We start from the raw sequence: 16,573 nt of genomic DNA, 5'->3' as shown, positions 1-16,573 counted from the left end.
GGGCCCTGTTCGCCCGGGTGTGCCGGCCGGTGGCGGTCGCGCGGACGCAGGGTGCCTGGTATCGGCGGTGGCGGCTGCGGGGGGAGTTGATGGTGCGGGGGTCCTCCGGGGTGCCGCGGAGTTAGTTGTGCGGGTTGGTGGGGGTTGCCCGGGGGCGGGTTGCGCGCACCCCCGGCTCGTCCGTCCTCACCCTGCGTTCGGGCACCGACCGCGCCGTCAACAAGTTCGAGGGCGACGGGCTGATCGAGCGGGCCGTGTCGCCGGAGGACCGCGCCGACGGCGGGTGAGCCGGGCGGCCGGTGGGGTGCGTGATGTGCGTGCGGGACCAGGCGCCGGGCACGGCCCGGCTGCGGCTGCTGCTGGTGGAGCCTCAGGCTCGGGGCTGGGCATCGGGGACCGGCTGGTCGGCGCGGTCGTCGAATTCGCGCGCGGCGCCGGGTACCGGGAGCTGACGCTGTGGACCAACGACGTCCCGGCCGCCGCCCGCCGCATCCACCAGCGGCACGGCTTCACCCTGGTCGACGAGAAGCCGCACCACTCCTTCGGCAAGGATCTGGTCGGCCAGGACTGGCGGCTGGATCTGCGTGCGGCACCGGGGTGACGAGGGGGAGCCCTACCGCGGGGTCGCGGGTAGGGTCCCCGTATGAAGCTGGCGTTCTCCACCCTCGGCGTCCCCGGCCTGCCCGTGTCCGATGTGCTGCGCCTCGCCACCGCGCACGGCTACCACGGCATCGAACTGCGCGCCCATCCGGAGGAGCCCGTGCACTCGGGCCTCAGCCCGGCCGAACGGGCCGACGTCGCCGCCGAGTTCAAGGCGGCCGGCGTCGAGATCCTCGGCCTCGGCGGCTACGCCAAGGTCGCGGCGCCCTGCGAGGACGACATCGTCATCACCGAGGTGCGGCACCTGCTGGAGCTGGCCCGCGACCTGGGCGCCCCGTATGTCAGGGTCTTCCCGGGCGGCACCGAGAAGCAGAGCCCGGATGAGGCGGACGCGGTGGCCGCGCGCCGGCTGGGCCGGGCCGCCGAGTACGCCGCCGACCTCGGCGTACGGATCCTGCTGGAGACCCACGACTCGCACCGGACCGGCGCGGACGCGATGCGGATCCTCGGTCTGGTCGGGCACCGTCAGGTGGGCGTCGTGTGGGACGTGATGCACACCTGGCTGGGCGGTGAGCAGCCCTCGGAGAGCTTCGCGGCGCTCTCCCCGCACCTGGGGTATGTGCAGGTCAAGGACATCTCCTCGGCCGAGGACACGACCCCGGTCCCGCTCGGCGCCGGGACCCTGCCGCTGACCGAGTGCGTGGAGGTCCTCTCCCGGCACAACTGGGACGGCTGGCTGTGCTGGGAGTACGAGAAGCGCTGGTATCCGGATGTCCCCGAGCTGCCGGAGCTGCTCGGCCCGGGGCGGGAGCATCTGGGGCGGCTGCTCAACGACTCGGCGTGACGGACACGGCCGCGCGGGCCGCACCCGCGCGGGCCGCACCCCCCACTCGCCGCACCCGCGCGGACCGCACCCCCCGCTCGCCGCACCCGCGCGGGCCGCATCAATGCCGGGTTTCGTGCGCGAGCCCGTGCTCAGCGACACGAGGTGACGCCGCGGGCGGTCCTCGGCCGGGATCTCGCCACCGGAGTGGTTCTCCCGCGGCGCGGCGGGGTGAGGGAGGCGAGCGCCACGCCGCCGACCAGCAGGGCCGCCGCGATCCAGCGCAGGCCGGTCATCGACTCGCCCAGGAACAGGGCGGCCGAGGACATCCCGAAGACCGGGACGAGCAGCGAGAACGGGGCGACCGTCGAGGCGGGGTGGCGGTGCAGCAGCCAGCCCCAGACGCCGAAGCCGAAGACGGTGGTCACCCAGGCGACGTAGAGGACGGTGCCCGCGCCCTGCCGGTCCAGCGCGCGCAGCGCCGCCAGGTCCGCGGACCAGCCCTCCACGGCGACGGACAGCGCCAGCAGGGGCAGGACGGGAATGGTGCTCACCCAGACCATGAAGTTGAGCGCGTCCGGCGGTGCGGCCTTGCGGGTCAGCACATTGGAGGCGCCCCAGCAGGCCGCCGCCGCGACCACCAGGGCGAAGGCGGTGAGGGGCCCGGAGGCGCCCTCCTCGACGGCGGCGACGCCGATGCCGGCCAGCGCCACCACCATGCCCAGCAGCCGGAGCGGGGTGGGGCGTTCGCCGAGGAAGGCGATGGCGAACAGGGCGGTGAACACCGCCTGGATCTGCAGCACCAGCGAGGACAGCCCGGCCGGCATCCCCGCCTCCATGCCGACGAACAGCAGGCCGAACTTGGCGACGCCCAGCACCAGTCCCACGGCCACGATCCACTTCCACGCCACCTTCGGGCGGCCGACCAGGAACACGGCGGGCAGGGCGGCGGCGAGGAAGCGCAGCGCGGAGAAGAGCAGCGGCGGGAAGTGGTCGAGGCCGATCTCGATGACGGTGAAGTTCACTCCCCAGACGGCGGCGACCAGCACGGCGAGCAGGACGTGGAAGGGGCGCATGCCTCGAGGATCGCCGCTCGCCATCCTTCAGCACCAGCGACTGTTTCTGCATGGTTGGATGAAGCATCGCTAACGAAATGAGGGAGGGGTCATGCTCGACCTCCAGCGGCTGCGCGCCCTGCACGCCGTCTCCGTCCACGGCACCGTCGGCGCGGCCGCCGCCGCGCTCGGGTACACCTCCTCGGCGGTGTCCCAGCAGATCGCCAAGCTGGAGCGGGAGACCAGGACGGTGCTGCTGGAACGGCAGGGCCGGGGCGTGCGGCTCACCGACGAGGCGCATCAGCTGGTCGCGGCGGCGCAGGAGCTGCTGGCGATCGTGGAGCGGGCCGAGACCGAGCTGGAGCGGCGGCGCGGTCTGCCGGCCGGGCGGCTGACCATCGCGGCGTTCCCCTCGGCGGCGCGCGGGCTGATGCCGTCGGTGCTGGCCGACCTGGCCGGCCGCCATCCCGGCCTCGACGCCCGGCTGAGCGAGATCGACCCCCATCTGTCGGTGGACCTGGTGGCCAAGGGCGCGGTCGATCTGGTGGTGACGCACGACTGGGACATCGCGCCGGTGCCGCCGCCCCCGGGGGTGGAGCAGGCGGTCATCGGGGACGACCTGTGCGATCTGCTGGTGCCCGAGAAGCATCCCTTCGCCGGACGGACGGCGGTGCGGCGCGAGGAGCTGGGCGGTGAGCGGTGGATCTGCCAGCCGCCGGGGCGGATCTGCCACGAGTGGCTGGTGCGCACCCTGCGCGCGGTCGGGCACACGCCGGAGATCGTCCACCAGGCCGACGAGAACCCCACCCTGGTCGCCCTGGTGGCCGCCGGGCTGGGCATCGCCCTGATCCCCCGGCTGGGCCGCGGCCCGCTGCCCGAGGGTGTGGTGGAGGTGCCGCTCGACCCCATGCCGGTGCGCCGCCTCTACGCCATGTGGCGCGCCGGGGCGGCCCGCCGCCCGGCCATCGCGGAGGCCGTCCGCACCCTGGTCGCCCACTGGCCGAAGGTCTCCTCGCGGACGGAGCACTGAGAGGTCCGTCCGACGGCCGAGTCCGGACGGTTCGTCAGCCAGGCGCGACGGGCGGCACGTTCAGCCTCCGTAACCCGCCCCACCCGTCTCCCCCGTCACCCTCCTCCCGACTTCCGGAATGTGCCCGCCCGACGGGAACCCGCCCCCGCACCCGTCCGTCCAACCCGCGAGCTGCCGGACGAGTCTCCGTGGTGCGGTGTCGGCTTCGCTGCTGGCTGCGATCGCTGACCCACCCTCTCCACCGCCCCGCGGCCGGCGGCCCGCCGCCATCGGTGCGCCCCCTCCTCTGCGCCGATGGCGGCCCCTCTCCCGGTTGCTGCGCATTCCCTTGACTGGCAGAAACTTCCCGGATATTGGTGACCCCTTGGCAGTTTCCTTCAACGGACCGCCCGGACCATCTCCGGAAGGAGTGCACGTGCCAGAGAGCAGCACGGGAAGCACGGGAAACACCGCACGTCCGTCCAGACGCACCGTCCTCGCCGCCACGGCGGGCGTCACCACCGCCCTGGCCGCCGGCGGCACCGTCCACGCCGCTGCGGGCGGCCCCGGCAGCCGCCACGACGCCGCGCTGCGCCGCCTCATCTCCCGGATGACCCTGGAGGAGAAGGTCGGCCAGCTGTTCGTGATGCGGGTCTACGGCCACTCCGCCACCGACCCCGACCAGGCCGACGTCGACGCCAACCTCAAGGAGATCGGCGTCCGCAACGCCGCCGAACTGCTCGCCAAGTACCGGGTGGGCGGCATCATCTACTTCGCCTGGGCGCACAACACCCGCGAACCGCACCAGATCGCCGATCTGTCCAACGGCATCCAGAAGGCGTCCCTCGGCCTGCCGCGCGGGCTGCCGGTGCTCATCTCCACCGACCAGGAGCACGGGATCGTCGCCCGGGTGGGCGAGCCCGCCACGCTCTTCCCGGGCGCCATGGCGATCGGGGCCGGCGGATCGCGCTCCGACGCCCGGACGCTGGGGCGGATCGCGGGGCGGGAGCTGCGCGCCCTGGGCATCCGCCAGAACTACTCCCCGGTGGCCGACGTCAACGTCAATCCGGCCAACCCCGTCATCGGCGTGCGCTCCTTCGGCTCCGTGCCGGAGACGGTCGGGGATCTGGTCGCCGCGGAGGTCAAGGGCTACCAGTCGTCCGACGTGGCCGCAACGGCCAAGCACTTCCCGGGGCACGGCGACACCAAGGACGACAGCCACAACGAGCTGCCGTACATCCACCACACCCGCGAGCAGTGGGAGGAACTGGACGCCCCGCCGTTCCGGGCCGCGGTCGCCGCGGGCATCGACTCGATCATGACGGCGCACATCGTGGTGCCGGCCCTCGACCCCAGCGAGGACCCGGCCACGCTGTCCCGCCCGATCATGACCGGCATCCTGCGCGAGGAGCTGGGCTACGACGGCGTGGTGGTCACCGACTCGCTCGGCATGAAGGGCGTGCGGACCAAGTACGGCGACGACCGGGTGCCGGTGCTGGCGCTGAAGGCGGGCGTGGACCAGCTGCTCAACCCGCCGTCCCTGGAAGTGGCCTGGAACGCCGTGCTCAAGGCGGTGCAGGACGGCGAGCTCACCGAGGCCCGGCTCGACGAATCGATCCTTCGCATCCTGCGGCTGAAGGCCAGGCTGGGGCTGTTCAAGGACCCGTACGTGTCGCACGCGGACGTGGACCGCCACGTCGGCACCCGCGCCCACCTCGCCTCCGCCGACCGGATCGCGGAGCGGACGACCACCCTCCTGGTCAACGAGAACGGTCTCCTTCCGCTGTCCCGGCGCAGGCACAAGAAGCTGCTGGTCGTCGGCGCCGACCCGGCCTCGCCGTCCGGCACCACGGGGCCGCCCACCGGGGTGCTCGCGGGCGCGCTGACCGAACTGGGCTTCACCGCCACCGCCCTGTCCACCGGTACGGCGCCCTCGGCGGCGGTCATCGCCCAGGCGGTCGCGGCGGCGCAGGAGGCGGACGCGGTGATCGTGGGGACGTACAACGTCTCGGCGACCAGCAGCCAGCGGACGCTCGTCCAGCAACTGCTCGGCACCGGGAAGCCCGTCGTGGCCGTCGCCATCCGCAACCCGTACGACGTGGCGCATCTGACGGACGTCCCGGCGTATCTGGCGGCGTACTCCTGGACCGATGTGGAGCTGCGGGCGGCGGCCCGGGTCATCGCCGGCAAGGCGGATCCGCGCGGGAAGCTGCCGGTGCCGGTGCAGCGGGCGGACGATCCGGACCAGGTGCTGTTCCCCGTCGGGCACGGGCTGCGCTACCGGTGACACCGGCCCGCCTACGTATTCCGGCGTAGGCGGCGTACGTCGCACACCCGGCGCACCACCCCTAAGGTGCGCAAACCACCCCGTATGTCTGGCGTGGCTCGTTCTGACGGGTCACGCTGGACGGGGTGTCCGGGGGGGATGCGATGCAGGTGAGAAGTTCGGTGGGGGCGGTCTGCGCGCTGGTGATCGCACTGACGGGCTGCCAGAGCGCGTCGGGCGGCGGGGGCGCGGGCAAGGACGGCCGGCTGGGCGAGCGGGCCTCGGCCTCGCCGGCCACCGCCCGGCCGTCCGGCTACGGGGCGGTGTTCCTCGGGGTGGACGAGTGCAGTTCGTTCGGCCGTACCAGCTTCACCGAGGTGCCGTGCACCAGTGAGCGTGCCGCGGCCCGGGTGGTCGCCCGGCACGACGGGACCATGAAGTCCGGGCCGCCCTGCCCGGGCACCACCGACTTCGTGCTGCACATCAGCGAACAGCGCCCCTCCTCCGACGAGGACGGCGACGGGGCGGTGCCGCGTGGCTACGCCTGTATGCGCAACCTCCAGCCGCCGCACCCCGGGGACCCGGGCGGCGGGGGCGGGCCGCGCACCATCGTCGGCGACTGCGTCTACCGCCTGGACGACGGCAAGGTGCGCGAGACCGCCTGCGACGGCGACGGCAAGCACGCCCCGGACTTCAAGGTGACGAAGGCCGTGGACGCCCGGTCCGAGTGCCCGGCGTCCACGGCCCTGTACATCCGCCTCGGCGGGGAGCGGCCGGTGGGCTGCGCCCGCCCGGTCTGACCCCGCCGAGTCAGGCGGTTGTCACGGGCGCAGGGTGCGCTCCTGCTCCACGCCGCGCTTGTCCAGCTTGGCGTCGAACTTCGCCAGCGGCTTGGCCGCCGCCGGGTCGTCCTGCACCGCGGCCGGGGTGACATCGGCCCAGTCGAGGATGCGGGCGGTGGCGAGCGCCTTCTCCTTCGGGACCAGTCCGGCCACATTGGCGCCGTGGTTCATGCCGGGCGCGGTCAGCACGTAGGAGTCGCGCGCGCCGTGTCCGAGGCGGAACGGCTCGGCGCCCCACGGGTCGTTCTCCCCGTACACGAACAGCATGTGACGGGCGTTGTGGCGGACCCAGGAGTCCACGTCCCGCATGGCCGACGGCTGGAACTTCATCGGGATCGAGCGGGGCACGAAGTAGCGCGGCGGCATGTAGCCGTAGCGCAGGTACTTCTTCTCGATGTGCGGAAAGTGGATGGTCGGCGCGCCCAGCTGGGTGCCGGCCTGGTAGTAGTACGGCGTGTACGGCTCGAGGCCCTGGTCGGTGTAGAAGGAGAAGCCGGAGATCGAGTCGACGGACGACCAGATCTCGTCGTCGGTCGCCTTCTTGGCGTTCGCCGGGATGCTGTCGCAGTCGTCCAGGGTGCTGTACTGCCAGAAACCCCACACATAGTCGAGGACGACGGCCTCGTAGGCGCGGTCCAGGCTGCCGATGGTGTTGAAGGTGTAGCCGTTGTCCTCGGCGTAGGCCTGGTACTTCTTCTTCAGCGCCTCGCGGCGGACCAGCGCCTCGCGCTGCACTCCGTTGAGCCGGTCGCGGCACTCCTTGGTGCCGACCTTGGCGAAGAAGCGGTCGTAGGCCGAGTCCTCCTTGTTCACCACGTCGTTGGGGGCGACGTAGGCGACCACGCCGTCCATGTCGCGCGGGTAGAAGCGCTCGTAGTAGGTGGCGGTCATGCCGCCCTTGGAGCCGCCGGTGGCGATCCACTTCTTGGAGTAGACCTGCTTCAGCGCCTTGAAGATGCGGTGCTGGTCGCTGGCGGCCTGCCAGATGTCCAGCTTGGACCAGTCGGCCGGCTCGGGCCGGGACGGGGTGAAGAAGCGGTACTCCATGGAGACCTGGTTGCCGTCCACGATCTGGGCCGGCTCGCTGCGGCGGGGCGTGGTGGAGACGTTGTAGCCGCTGGTGTAGAAGACGGTCGGCCGGCTGACGTCCTTGTGCAGCACGGTGATCCGCTGCTGGAACGTGCCCTTGGACGGGCGGCGGTGGTCGACCGGCTGGGTGTAGTTGAGGACGAAGAAGCGGTAACCGGTGTACGGCTTCTCCTCGACCAGGCTCATGCCGGGTATGGCGAGCAGCCGTTCCTTGATGTCGGTGGTGCTGCTGTCGGTGGTGCCGGTGGCCTCCGGCTCGGCGGCGGTGGCCGCGCCCGCCGAGCTCATGGTGCCTATGAGCACCGTGAGCGCCAGCAGCCATCTGAGCGCCTTGCGCATGCGCACTCCCCTGTGAGACATATGTGCGCCGGAAGCTAGCGGAACGGCTCCCGGCAGCACCAGGGGACATAGGGAAAACCCTGTGCGTGGAAAGGGACTTGAGGGCCCGCAGAGAATTGACTTGAGGGATCCGCGGAGATTTCAGCAGAGGATCCAGCCGGAGCTGACCGAGCCCTGGCTGACCGATCCCTTCACCCAGACGCAGCGCCGCCCCGCGTGCACGGTGACCGGCCCGGCGTGGCGCTGGTAGCGGCCCTTGTCGACGACCGCGCGGCCGCCGCGCGCCCGGACGCTCACCGACATCCACCGCTTGGCGCCGGACTTCTTGGCGTGGGTGACGGCGCAGACATAGCCGCCGCGTTTGTAGACGACGACGGAGCCGGTGGAGAACGCCAGGGTGCGCACCTTGCGTCCGGGGCAGGGTGCGGCGGCGTGCGCCTCGGTGGGAGCGGCGAGGGCGAGCAGCCCGGAGGCGGTCAGCACGGCCAGGGGGAGCACCAGTCGCCGGTGTATCGCTCCACTGCCCACAGTCGTCCTCCCCGTATGCACCCGACATGTCCAACCGCGTACGGCTTTACGGACGCTTGACGCGGGGCGAACGGTTGCGCGAGGGCCACGACGGCACCGTCCGCACCCGTCACGGTGCTGACAGAGCGCCGGCGATGTCCCGCAGGCTGATCCAGACGAAAGGCCCTACTAGGACAGCACCGCCGCGGTGTCCTCCCCGACGAACGTGCGCCACAACTCGGCGTACTTGCCGCCGCGTTGCAGCAGTTCGTCGTGGGTGCCGTCCTCGGCGACGCGGCCGGCGTCCATGACGATCACCCGGTCCGCGCGGGCGGCCGTGGTCAGCCGGTGGGCGACGACCAGGGTGGTGCGGCGGCCGGCCAGCCGGTCGGTGGCCTGGTTGACCTGGGCCTCGGTGGCCAGGTCCAGGGCGGCGGTGGCCTCGTCGAGCAGCAGGATGTCCGGGTCGACCAGTTCGGCGCGGGCCAGGGCGATCAGCTGGCGCTGGCCGGAGGAGAGGTTGCGTCCGCGCTCGGCGACCTCGTGCAGATAGCCGCCCTCCAGGGTGGCGATCATCTCGTGCGCGCCGACCGCGCGGGCCGCCGCCTCGACCTCGGCGTCGGTGGCGTCCGGGCGGCCGTAGGCGATGGCGTCGCGGACGGTGCCGGGGAACAGGTACGCCTCCTGCGGGACCACGCCGAGACGGTGCCGGTAGGCGGTGAGGTCGAGGTCCCTCAGGTCGGTGCCGTCGACGGTGACCCGGCCCGCGGTCGGGTCGTAGAACCGGGCGACCAGCTTCACCAGCGTCGACTTCCCGGCGCCGGTCTCGCCGACGAACGCGACGGTCTGCCCGGCGGGGATGCGCAGGTCGATGCCGCGCAGGGCGGCCTCCTGCTCCTCGGTGCCGCCGTAGGTGAAGTGCACGCCCTCGAAGGCGATCTCGCCGCGCAGCGCGGGCACCGGCAGGGGCTTCTCGGGGGGCTCGGTGGAGGTGGGCTCCCGCAGCAGCTGCTGGATGCGGCCCAGGGAGACGGTCGCCTGCTGGTAGCCGTCGAAGACCTGGGACAGCTGCTGCACGGGGGCGAAGAACAGGTCGATGTAGAGCAGGTACGCCACCAGCGCGCCGGTGGTCAGCGTGCCGTCGTCGACCCGCGCGCCGCCCACCACCAGGACGGCGGCCGCGGCGATGGACGACAGGAACTGCACGAACGGGAAGTAGACGGAGATCAGCCACTGGCCGCGGATGCGGGCGCTGCGGTAGGCGAGGCTGCGCTCGGTGAACCGCTTCCGGCCCTCCCGCTCGCGCCGGAAGGCCTGCACGATCCGCAGCCCGGACACCGACTCCTGCAGATCGGCGTTGACCACCGAGATCCGCTCGCGGGCCAGTTCGTACGCCTTCACGCTGGCCCGGCGGAAGAAGTAGGTGGCGACGATCAGCGGCGGCAGCGTGGCGAACACGACCAGGGCCAGCTGCACGTCGATCACCAGCAGGGCGACCATGATGCCGAAGAAGGTGACCACCGAGACGAACGCGGTGACCAGACCGGTCTGCAGGAACGTCGACAGGGCGTCGACGTCGGTGGTCATCCGGGTCATGATCCGGCCGGTCAGCTCGCGCTCGTAGTAGTCCAGGCCGAGCCGCTGGAGCTGGGCGAAGATCTTCAGGCGCAGCGCGTACAGCACGCGCTCACCGGTGCGTCCGGTCATCCGGGTCTCGCCGATCTGCGCCGCCCACTGCGCCGCCACGGTGAGCAGCGCCAGCAGGGAGGCCGCCCACACCGCGCCGAGGGACGCCTGGGTGACACCGGAGTCGATGCCGTGCCGGATCAGCACCGGCAGCAGCAGGCCCATCCCGGCGTCGACGGCGACCAGGGCGAGGCTGACCAGCAGGGCGAGGCCGAAGCCCTTGAGCAGGCGGCGCAGGCCGTAGGAGTCCTCCGGCTGGACGGCGCGCTCCTCGTCGACGTCGGGCACATCGGTGGCCGGGGGCAGTGCCTCCACCTGGGCGAGCAGCTCGGGGGTGGCCGGGGAGCCGGACAGGGCGGTGTCCTTGGGTTCGCGGTCGCCCGTCCACAGCCTGGGGGTGACTCCGCGCTCGGCGTCGAACTCGGCGTCCAGCTCCTCGCGGACGGAGGTGTCCTCCTCGCGCGGCTCGGCGGGCGGGGTGTGGCCCGGGGAGACGGCGCCCAGCTCGTCGGGGTCGGTGAGCAGGCGCCGGTACAGGGGTGAGCGCCGCTGGAGCTCCTCGTGGGTGCCGATGTCGGCGAGCCGGCCGGAGTCCAGGACGGCGATGCGGTCGGCGAGGTTGAGGGTGGAGCGGCGGTGGGCGATCAGCAGGGTGGTGCGGCCCCGCATGACCTCCCTCAGCGCCTCGTGGATCTCGTGCTCGACCCGCGCGTCCACCGCGGAGGTCGCGTCGTCCAGGACCAGCAGGCGCGGGTCGGTGAGGATGGCGCGGGCGAGCGCGATGCGCTGGCGCTGGCCGCCGGAGAGGGTCAGCCCGTGCTCGCCGACCGTGGTGTCGTAGCCGTCGGGCAGCTCGGCGATGAACCGGTCCGCCTGGGCGGCACGGGCGGCGGCTCTGATCTGCTCCTCGGTGGCGTCCGGGCGGCCGTAGGCGATGTTGTTGCGCACGGTGTCGGAGAAGAGGAACGAGTCCTCCGGGACCAGGCCGATCGCGGCGCGCAGCGACTCGGTGGTCAGCTCGCGCACATCGTGGCCGCCGACCAGGACCGCGCCGCCGGTGACGTCGTAGAAGCGCGGCAGCAGCAGGGAGACGGTGGACTTGCCGGAGCCGGAGGAGCCGACCACGGCGAGGGTCTCGCCGGGGCGGATCTCGAAGGAGAGGCCGTCGAGGACCGGGTGCCCGGGGTCGTAGCCGAAGGAGACGTCGTCGAACTCGACGGTGGCGGGCGCGTCGGCGGGCAGCTCCTTCGTGCCGTCGGTGAGCGACGGCTCGGTGTCGATCAGCTCCAGGACGCGTTCGGTGCCGGCGCGGGCCTGCTGGCCGACGGTGAGCACCACGGCGAGCATCCGCACCGGGCCGACCAGCTGGGCCAGGTAGGTGGAGAAGGCGACGAAGGTGCCGAGCGTGATGTGACCGCGCACCGCCAGCCAGCCGCCGAGGGCGAGCATGCCCACCTGGCCGAGGGCGGGGACCGCCTGGAGGGCCGGGGTGTACTTGCTGTTCAGGCGGACGGTGCGCATCCGCCCCGCGTACAGCCGCCGCCCGACCTCGCGCAGCTTGCCGGTCTCCTGCTCCTCCTGCCCGAAGCCCTTGACCACGCGGACGCCGCTGACGGCGCCGTCGACCACTCCGGCGACGGCGGCGGCCTGCGCCTGGGCGTACCAGGTGGAGGGGTGCAGCCGGGTGCGGCTGCGCTTGGCGATCCACCACAGGGCGGGCGCGACGGCCAGCGCGACCAGGGTGAGGGGCAGCGACAGCGAGGCCATGATGCCCAGCGAGATCAGGAACAGCAGGATGTTGCCGATGGTCATCGGCAACATGAACAGCAGGCCCTGGATCAGCTGGAGGTCGCTGGTGGCCCGCCCGACGACCTGCCCGGTGGACAGCTCGTCCTGACGGCGCCCGTCCAGCCGGGTGATCGCCCGGTACATGTCGGTGCGCAGATCGTGCTGCACGTCCAGGGCGAGCCGGCCGCCGTAGTAGCGACGGATGTAGGTGAGGACGTAGACCAGCAGCGCGGCGCCGATCAGGGCGCCGGCCCAGGGCATCATCGCGCGGGTGTGGTCACCTACGACGTCGTCGATGATCACCTTGGTGATCAGCGGCACCAGCGCCATCACCGCCATGCCGGCGAGGGAGGAGCCGAGGGCGAGGACGACGTCCTTGGGATACCGCCAGGCGTATCCCGCCAGCCGCCGTGCCCATCCCCGTTGCGCGTCCACGCGGTGCCCTCCGTGATCTGCGTCGATCCGAGATCTGCGAGGACCCGTGATCTCCGCCGCTCTGCCTGATCTACCGGAAGGCACCAACGCGATCAGGAGCGGATTTCATCCCGCCGTGACAAACCGGCTCCGACCAGGGAGCGTCAGCCGTCCGCGCCGGGGAACGGCGCCCCGGAGGGCACCCCGGCCGCCACGTACGCCTCGTACAGCTCCCTGCCCAGCTCCGTGGGGCCCGCGTGCGACCCCTCGAAGCGTTCGCCGCGCGCCCAGGCGTCCAGTGCGGACAGGCACACGTCCCAGCCGGCGCTGTTGCGGGCGGCGGTGTTCCTGGCGCCCAGCACATTGGTGAGGGTGAAGCGGGTGCGCTTCTCCCCCAGCTCCTCCAGCTCCTCCAGCTCCTCCAGGTCGAAGTGGATCTCGTCCTCGCCCCAGGTGAAGGAGAGGTGGCGGGGCGGGTCGACGGCGATCACCCGGCCGGTGGAGTCCTCCATGGCGGGGTCGCCGCTGAAGGCGACGGTGCCGCCGGGGCGCAGGTCGATCTCGGCGCGCGAGGGGAACCAGTGGACCAGTTCGTCGGGGTCGGTGACGAAGCGCCAGACCCGGTCGACGGGGTGGTGGTAGGCGCGGACGAAGCGGACGGCGGGGCGGCCGTCGTCCAGGGTGAGGAAGGTGCCGGTGGGCTCGGCGGCCATGGCGATCAGTCCTTCGGGGTCGGTTCGGTGGTGTCCGGCTGCTCGTCCAGGCGGCGGCCCAGCGCGTCGAGGCTCTCGCCCCACAGCTTCCGGTACGGCGCCAGCCAGGCGTCCAGCACGGCCATCGGGGCGGGGTCGAGGGTGTGCAGCCGGCGCTGCGCCTCCTGCCGGACGCGGACCAGGCCGGCCTCGCGCAGCACCTTGAGGTGCTTGGAGGCACTGGGCTGGCTGAGGCCGCACTCCTCGGCTATCTCCCCCACGGTCCTGGGGCCGGCGAGGAGCAGCGCCACGATGGCCCGCCGGTGCGCGTCGGCCAGGGCGGCCCAGAGGGCGGCTTCGGACATGGCCTCTATATTCCTCTGCGGTTATATTCCTGTCAAGGAATGCACGACGCCGGGGGACTACGAGCGGGACCCTTGCCGCGGGAACACGGTGTACGACCACGACCAGAGCGTGTCGACGATCCAGATGGGCAGCCAGATATGGCCGACCCGCATCAGGCCGCCCGTCGAGCACCATGTCGTTCACCTCGACGACCCTGCCGTCGGCGTGGAGGTCGCCGACGCCGACACCAGGCCGCCGACGGCGAGAACGGTGACGGTCGACTCCACCGAGGGCAGAGGGCTCGGCATCGTCAGCGTCCTCGCCGTGCGCTGGGGCTGGTGTCCGCGGCGGCACGGGATCGGCAAGGCGGTCTGGGCCGAGGTTCAGCTCCCGGCCGCCTCAACCGATGAGCTCACCCCGGAGTTCCCAGGCGCTCCCACCTCAGATGCGCAGGCGGCTGGCCTCACCCCAGATGCGTAGGCGCGAACATCCTCAGCAGCGCCGGGAGGACGACCACGGAGGGGCCGGGGGTTGACAGGGCCTTGGTGAGGTCGTGCTCCAGGGTTTCGGGGGTGGTGCGGATGCCCGGGACGCCGAAGGATTCGGCGAGGGCCGCGTAGTCGGGGCGGGTCAGTTCGGTCGCCGTCGCCTGGCCGAAGGTGTCGGTCATGTACTCGCGGAGGATGCCGTAGCCGCCGTCGTCGACGATGAGCCAGGTGACGTCGAGGTCGTACTGGCGGGCGGTGGCGAGCTCGGCGATGGAGTACAGGGCGCCGCCGTCGCCGGAGACGGCGAGGACCGGGCGGGTGGGGTCGGCGGCCGCCGCGCCGAGGGCGGCGGGGAAGCCGTAGCCGAGGCCGCCCGCGCCCTGGGCGGAGTGCAGCAGGTTCGGGCCGCCCGCGTCGAAGGCCGACCAGGCCCAGTAGGCCAGGATCGTCATGTCCCAGAAGGAGGGCGCGTCGGCGGGGAGGGCGCGGCGGACCGAGGCCAGGATCTCCTGCTCCAGGGTGAGGTCCTGGGCGGCGATGCGGGCGGAGACCTTGGAGAGCAGCTCGCGGACCCGGTCCGGGGCGGTGTCGTCCCGGCGGGGCTCGACCGTCTCCAGCAGGGCGGTGAGGGCGAGGCGGGCGTCGGCGTGGATGCCGATGCCGGGGTGGTTGGACTCGAGTTTGCCGAGGTCGGCCTCGATCTGGATGACCCGGCCGCGGGGCTTGAACGTGTGGTAGTTGGAGGAGAGTTCGCCGAGGCCGGAGCCGACCACCAGCAGGACGTCGGCGTCCTCCAGGAAGTCGGTGGTGTGCCGGTCCTCCAGCCAGGACTGGAGGGAGAGCGGGTGGTTCCAGGGGAAGGCGCCCTTGCCGCCGAAGGTGGTGACGACCGGTGCCTGGAGCCGCTCGGCGAGCCGGCGCAGCTTGCCGGAGGCGTCCGCGCGGACCACTCCCCCGCCGGCGATGATCGCGGGCCGTTCGGCCGTGGACAGCAAGTGGGCGGCCAGCGCGGTCAGTTCGGGGCGCGGGGGCAGCTCGTCGGGGGTGGCGTCCAGCGCGGTCACCACCGGCAGGTGCGCCTCGGCGAGCAGCACGTCCTGCGGAATCTCCACCCACACCGGCCCGTGCGGGGCGGTCAGCGCCGACTTCCAGGCGGCGGCGATCGCGGACGGGATCTGGGACTGCGTACGGACCGTGTGGACGGACTTGACCACGCCCCGGAACGAGGCCGCCTGGTCGGGCAGTTCGTGCAGGTAGCCGTGGCGTCCGCCGCCGAGGCCGGCCGTGGGGATCTGACTGCTGATGGCCAGCACGGGGGCGGAGGCCGCCGCGGCCTCCTGCAGCGCGGCCAGCGAGGTGAGCGCGCCGGGGCCGGTGGACAGCAGCAGCGGGGCCGCCTCACCGGTCATCCGGCCGTAGGCGTCGGCCGCGAAGCCCGCGTTGTTCTCCACCCGCAGCCCGATGTAGCGCAGGTCGGAGCGGCGCAGGGCGTCGAACATGCCGAGGGCGTGCTGGCCGGGCAGGCCGAAGACGGTGGTCGCGCCCAGCCCGGCCAGGGTCTCCACGACCAGGTCTCCGCCGTTGCGGCCGGGGGGAGGGTTCAGCGCTGCTTCCGTCTGGGACGGGGTGGGGCGGAGCACCAGGTCGTGGTCGTGCGTCACTTGGCGCGGGCCTCCGCGATCTGACGGGTCATGATGGTGGTCAGCTCGTACGCCGTGTGGGAGGCGGCGACGGACGTGATCTCGGCGTGGTCGTAGGCGGGCGCCACCTCGACGACGTCGGCCGAGACCAGGTTGCAGGAGGCGAGCCCGCGCAGGATCTCCAGCAGCTCGCGGGAGGTCATGCCGCCCGCCTCCGGGGTGCCGGTGCCCGGCGCGTGGGCGGGGTCGAGGCAGTCGATGTCGATGGAGATGTACAGCGGGCGGTCGCCGATGCGCTGGCGCAGCTGGTCGGCGACCTCGTCGGCGCCGCGGCGGTAGACGTCCGCGGAGGTGACGATGCCGAAGCCCATCTTCTCGTCGTCGGTGAGGTCCTGCTTGCCGTAGAGCGGGCCGCGGGTGCCGACGTGGGAGAGGGCGGAGGTGTCGAGGATGCCCTCCTCGACGGCCCGCCGGAACGGGGTGCCGTGGGTGTACTCGGCGCCGAAGTAGGTGTCCCAGGTGTCCAGGTGGGCGTCGAAGTGGAGCAGCGCGACCGGGCCGTGCTTCTTCGCCACCGAGCGCAGCAGCGGCAGCGCGATGGTGTGGTCGCCGCCGAGGGTCATCAGGCGGGCGCCGGTGCCGAGCAGCTCGTCGGCGGCGGCCTCGATGGTCTCCACCGCCTCGTTGATGTTGAACGGGTTCACCGCGATGTCGCCGCCGTCGGCGACCTGGGCGAGGGCGAAGGGGGAGGCGTCCTGCGCGGGGTTGTAGGGGCGCAGCAGCCGGGACGCCTCACGGATGGCGTTGCCGCCGAAGCGGGCGCCCGGCCGGTACGAGACGCCGGAGTCGAACGGCACGCCCACCACGGCGACATCGGCGGTGCCGACCTCGTCGAGGCGCGGCAGCCGGGCGAAGGTCGCGGGACCCGCGTACCGCGGGACGCGGGAGGAGTCGACGGGGCCGCGGGGCGTCTCGGTGCTGCTCATGAAA

Annotated in this window: 14 protein-coding genes and 1 pseudogene; 7 read left to right on the top strand and 8 right to left on the bottom strand. The window is 72.5% G+C overall.

Annotated elements, in window-relative coordinates; genetic code table 11:
* The first annotated feature begins 134 nt into the window (after nt 1-134).
* The 3 genes and pseudogenes from ABD198_RS13140 (at nt 135) to ABD198_RS13130 (ending at nt 1,444) form a co-directional block, all read left to right on the top strand.
* Complete coding sequence (locus ABD198_RS13140) at nt 135-287, top strand: hypothetical protein (RefSeq protein WP_344000616.1); 153 nt, start codon at nt 135-137, stop codon at nt 285-287.
* Between the two features lie 3 nt (nt 288-290).
* Nucleotides 291-601: pseudogene (locus ABD198_RS13135) on the top strand (GNAT family N-acetyltransferase); the annotation flags it as partial.
* 42 nt (nt 602-643) lie between these two features.
* Nucleotides 644-1,444, top strand: coding sequence for a sugar phosphate isomerase/epimerase family protein (locus ABD198_RS13130; RefSeq protein ID WP_344000614.1), 801 nt, complete (start codon nt 644-646; stop codon nt 1,442-1,444).
* Between the two features lie 131 nt (nt 1,445-1,575).
* Here the strand turns inward: ABD198_RS13130 and ABD198_RS13125 are convergent, their stop codons facing one another.
* The gene (locus ABD198_RS13125) at nt 1,576-2,499 is read right to left on the bottom strand and encodes an EamA family transporter (RefSeq protein WP_344000612.1); all 924 of its coding nucleotides are present in this window, start codon (nt 2,497-2,499) and stop codon (nt 1,576-1,578) included.
* Between the two features lie 91 nt (nt 2,500-2,590).
* Between ABD198_RS13125 and ABD198_RS13120 the strand changes: the two genes are divergently transcribed.
* The 3 genes from ABD198_RS13120 to ABD198_RS13110 all read left to right on the top strand — a co-directional run bounded on the left by ABD198_RS13120 (nt 2,591) and on the right by ABD198_RS13110 (nt 6,553).
* Nucleotides 2,591-3,508, top strand: a complete 918-nt coding sequence (locus ABD198_RS13120) for a LysR family transcriptional regulator (RefSeq protein WP_344000610.1) — start codon at nt 2,591-2,593, stop codon at nt 3,506-3,508.
* 415 nt (nt 3,509-3,923) lie between these two features.
* Nucleotides 3,924-5,774 carry a glycoside hydrolase family 3 protein gene (locus ABD198_RS13115; protein WP_344000608.1) on the top strand — a complete coding sequence of 617 codons (1,851 nt, stop codon included), beginning with the start codon at nt 3,924-3,926 and terminating at the stop codon, nt 5,772-5,774.
* A 143-nt stretch (nt 5,775-5,917) separates the two neighbouring features.
* Entirely contained in the window at nt 5,918-6,553 is a 636-nt protein-coding gene (locus ABD198_RS13110) for a hypothetical protein (RefSeq protein ID WP_344000606.1), read from the top strand.
* Between the two features lie 21 nt (nt 6,554-6,574).
* Here the strand turns inward: ABD198_RS13110 and ABD198_RS13105 are convergent, their stop codons facing one another.
* From ABD198_RS13105 to ABD198_RS13085, 5 genes are all read right to left on the bottom strand, one after another.
* The gene (locus ABD198_RS13105; protein WP_344000604.1) at nt 6,575-8,023 is read right to left on the bottom strand and encodes a S28 family serine protease; all 1,449 of its coding nucleotides are present in this window, start codon (nt 8,021-8,023) and stop codon (nt 6,575-6,577) included.
* Nucleotides 8,024-8,164: 141 nt separating this feature from the next.
* Nucleotides 8,165-8,551 carry a hypothetical protein gene (locus ABD198_RS13100; RefSeq protein ID WP_344000603.1) on the bottom strand — a complete coding sequence of 129 codons (387 nt, stop codon included), beginning with the start codon at nt 8,549-8,551 and terminating at the stop codon, nt 8,165-8,167.
* A gap of 168 nt (nt 8,552-8,719) precedes the next feature.
* On the bottom strand, nt 8,720-12,439 hold the full coding sequence (locus ABD198_RS13095) for an ABC transporter ATP-binding protein (protein ID WP_344000601.1): 3,720 nt from the start codon (nt 12,437-12,439) through the stop codon (nt 8,720-8,722).
* Between the two features lie 143 nt (nt 12,440-12,582).
* Entirely contained in the window at nt 12,583-13,131 is a 549-nt protein-coding gene (locus ABD198_RS13090) for an SRPBCC family protein (protein WP_344000599.1), read from the bottom strand.
* Between the two features lie 5 nt (nt 13,132-13,136).
* A complete protein-coding gene (locus ABD198_RS13085; protein WP_344000597.1) occupies nt 13,137-13,475 on the bottom strand; it encodes an ArsR/SmtB family transcription factor in 339 nt (112 codons plus the stop codon).
* Between ABD198_RS13085 and ABD198_RS13080 the strand changes: the two genes are divergently transcribed.
* Nucleotides 13,474-13,935, top strand: a complete 462-nt coding sequence (locus ABD198_RS13080; RefSeq protein WP_344000595.1) for an ATP-binding protein — start codon at nt 13,474-13,476, stop codon at nt 13,933-13,935. The genes ABD198_RS13085 and ABD198_RS13080 overlap by 2 nt on opposite strands.
* Here the strand turns inward: ABD198_RS13080 and ABD198_RS13075 are convergent.
* The gene (locus tag ABD198_RS13075) at nt 13,919-15,604 is read right to left on the bottom strand and encodes a thiamine pyrophosphate-binding protein (protein ID WP_344000594.1); all 1,686 of its coding nucleotides are present in this window, start codon (nt 15,602-15,604) and stop codon (nt 13,919-13,921) included. The two genes, ABD198_RS13080 and ABD198_RS13075, sit on opposite strands and share 17 nt — an antisense overlap.
* Nucleotides 15,601-16,569, bottom strand: a complete 969-nt coding sequence (gene speB / locus ABD198_RS13070; protein ID WP_344000592.1) for an agmatinase — start codon at nt 16,567-16,569, stop codon at nt 15,601-15,603. The genes ABD198_RS13075 and speB overlap by 4 nt, the downstream gene beginning before the upstream one ends.
* Between the last annotated feature and the right edge of the window lie 4 nt (nt 16,570-16,573).

The organism is Streptomyces thermocarboxydovorans, assembly GCF_039524635.1.
Taxonomy (GTDB): Bacteria; Actinomycetota; Actinomycetes; order Streptomycetales; family Streptomycetaceae; genus Streptomyces; species Streptomyces thermocarboxydovorans.
The sequence above is the reverse complement of the archived record's forward strand: the minus strand, read 5'-3'. Positions and strand labels throughout refer to the sequence as shown.

Coding starts and splice junctions, on each gene's coding strand:
- ABD198_RS13080 (WP_344000595.1), top strand. CDS start 13,474: ATGGCCTCTATATTCCTCTGCGGTTATATTCCTGTCAAGGAATGCACG.
- ABD198_RS13090 (WP_344000599.1), bottom strand. CDS start 13,131: ATGGCCGCCGAGCCCACCGGCACCTTCCTCACCCTGGACGACGGCCGC.
- speB (WP_344000592.1), bottom strand. CDS start 16,569: ATGAGCAGCACCGAGACGCCCCGCGGCCCCGTCGACTCCTCCCGCGTC.
- ABD198_RS13110 (WP_344000606.1), top strand. CDS start 5,918: ATGCAGGTGAGAAGTTCGGTGGGGGCGGTCTGCGCGCTGGTGATCGCA.
- ABD198_RS13125 (WP_344000612.1), bottom strand. CDS start 2,499: ATGCGCCCCTTCCACGTCCTGCTCGCCGTGCTGGTCGCCGCCGTCTGG.
- ABD198_RS13085 (WP_344000597.1), bottom strand. CDS start 13,475: ATGTCCGAAGCCGCCCTCTGGGCCGCCCTGGCCGACGCGCACCGGCGG.
- ABD198_RS13105 (WP_344000604.1), bottom strand. CDS start 8,023: ATGCGCAAGGCGCTCAGATGGCTGCTGGCGCTCACGGTGCTCATAGGC.
- ABD198_RS13130 (WP_344000614.1), top strand. CDS start 644: ATGAAGCTGGCGTTCTCCACCCTCGGCGTCCCCGGCCTGCCCGTGTCC.
- ABD198_RS13120 (WP_344000610.1), top strand. CDS start 2,591: ATGCTCGACCTCCAGCGGCTGCGCGCCCTGCACGCCGTCTCCGTCCAC.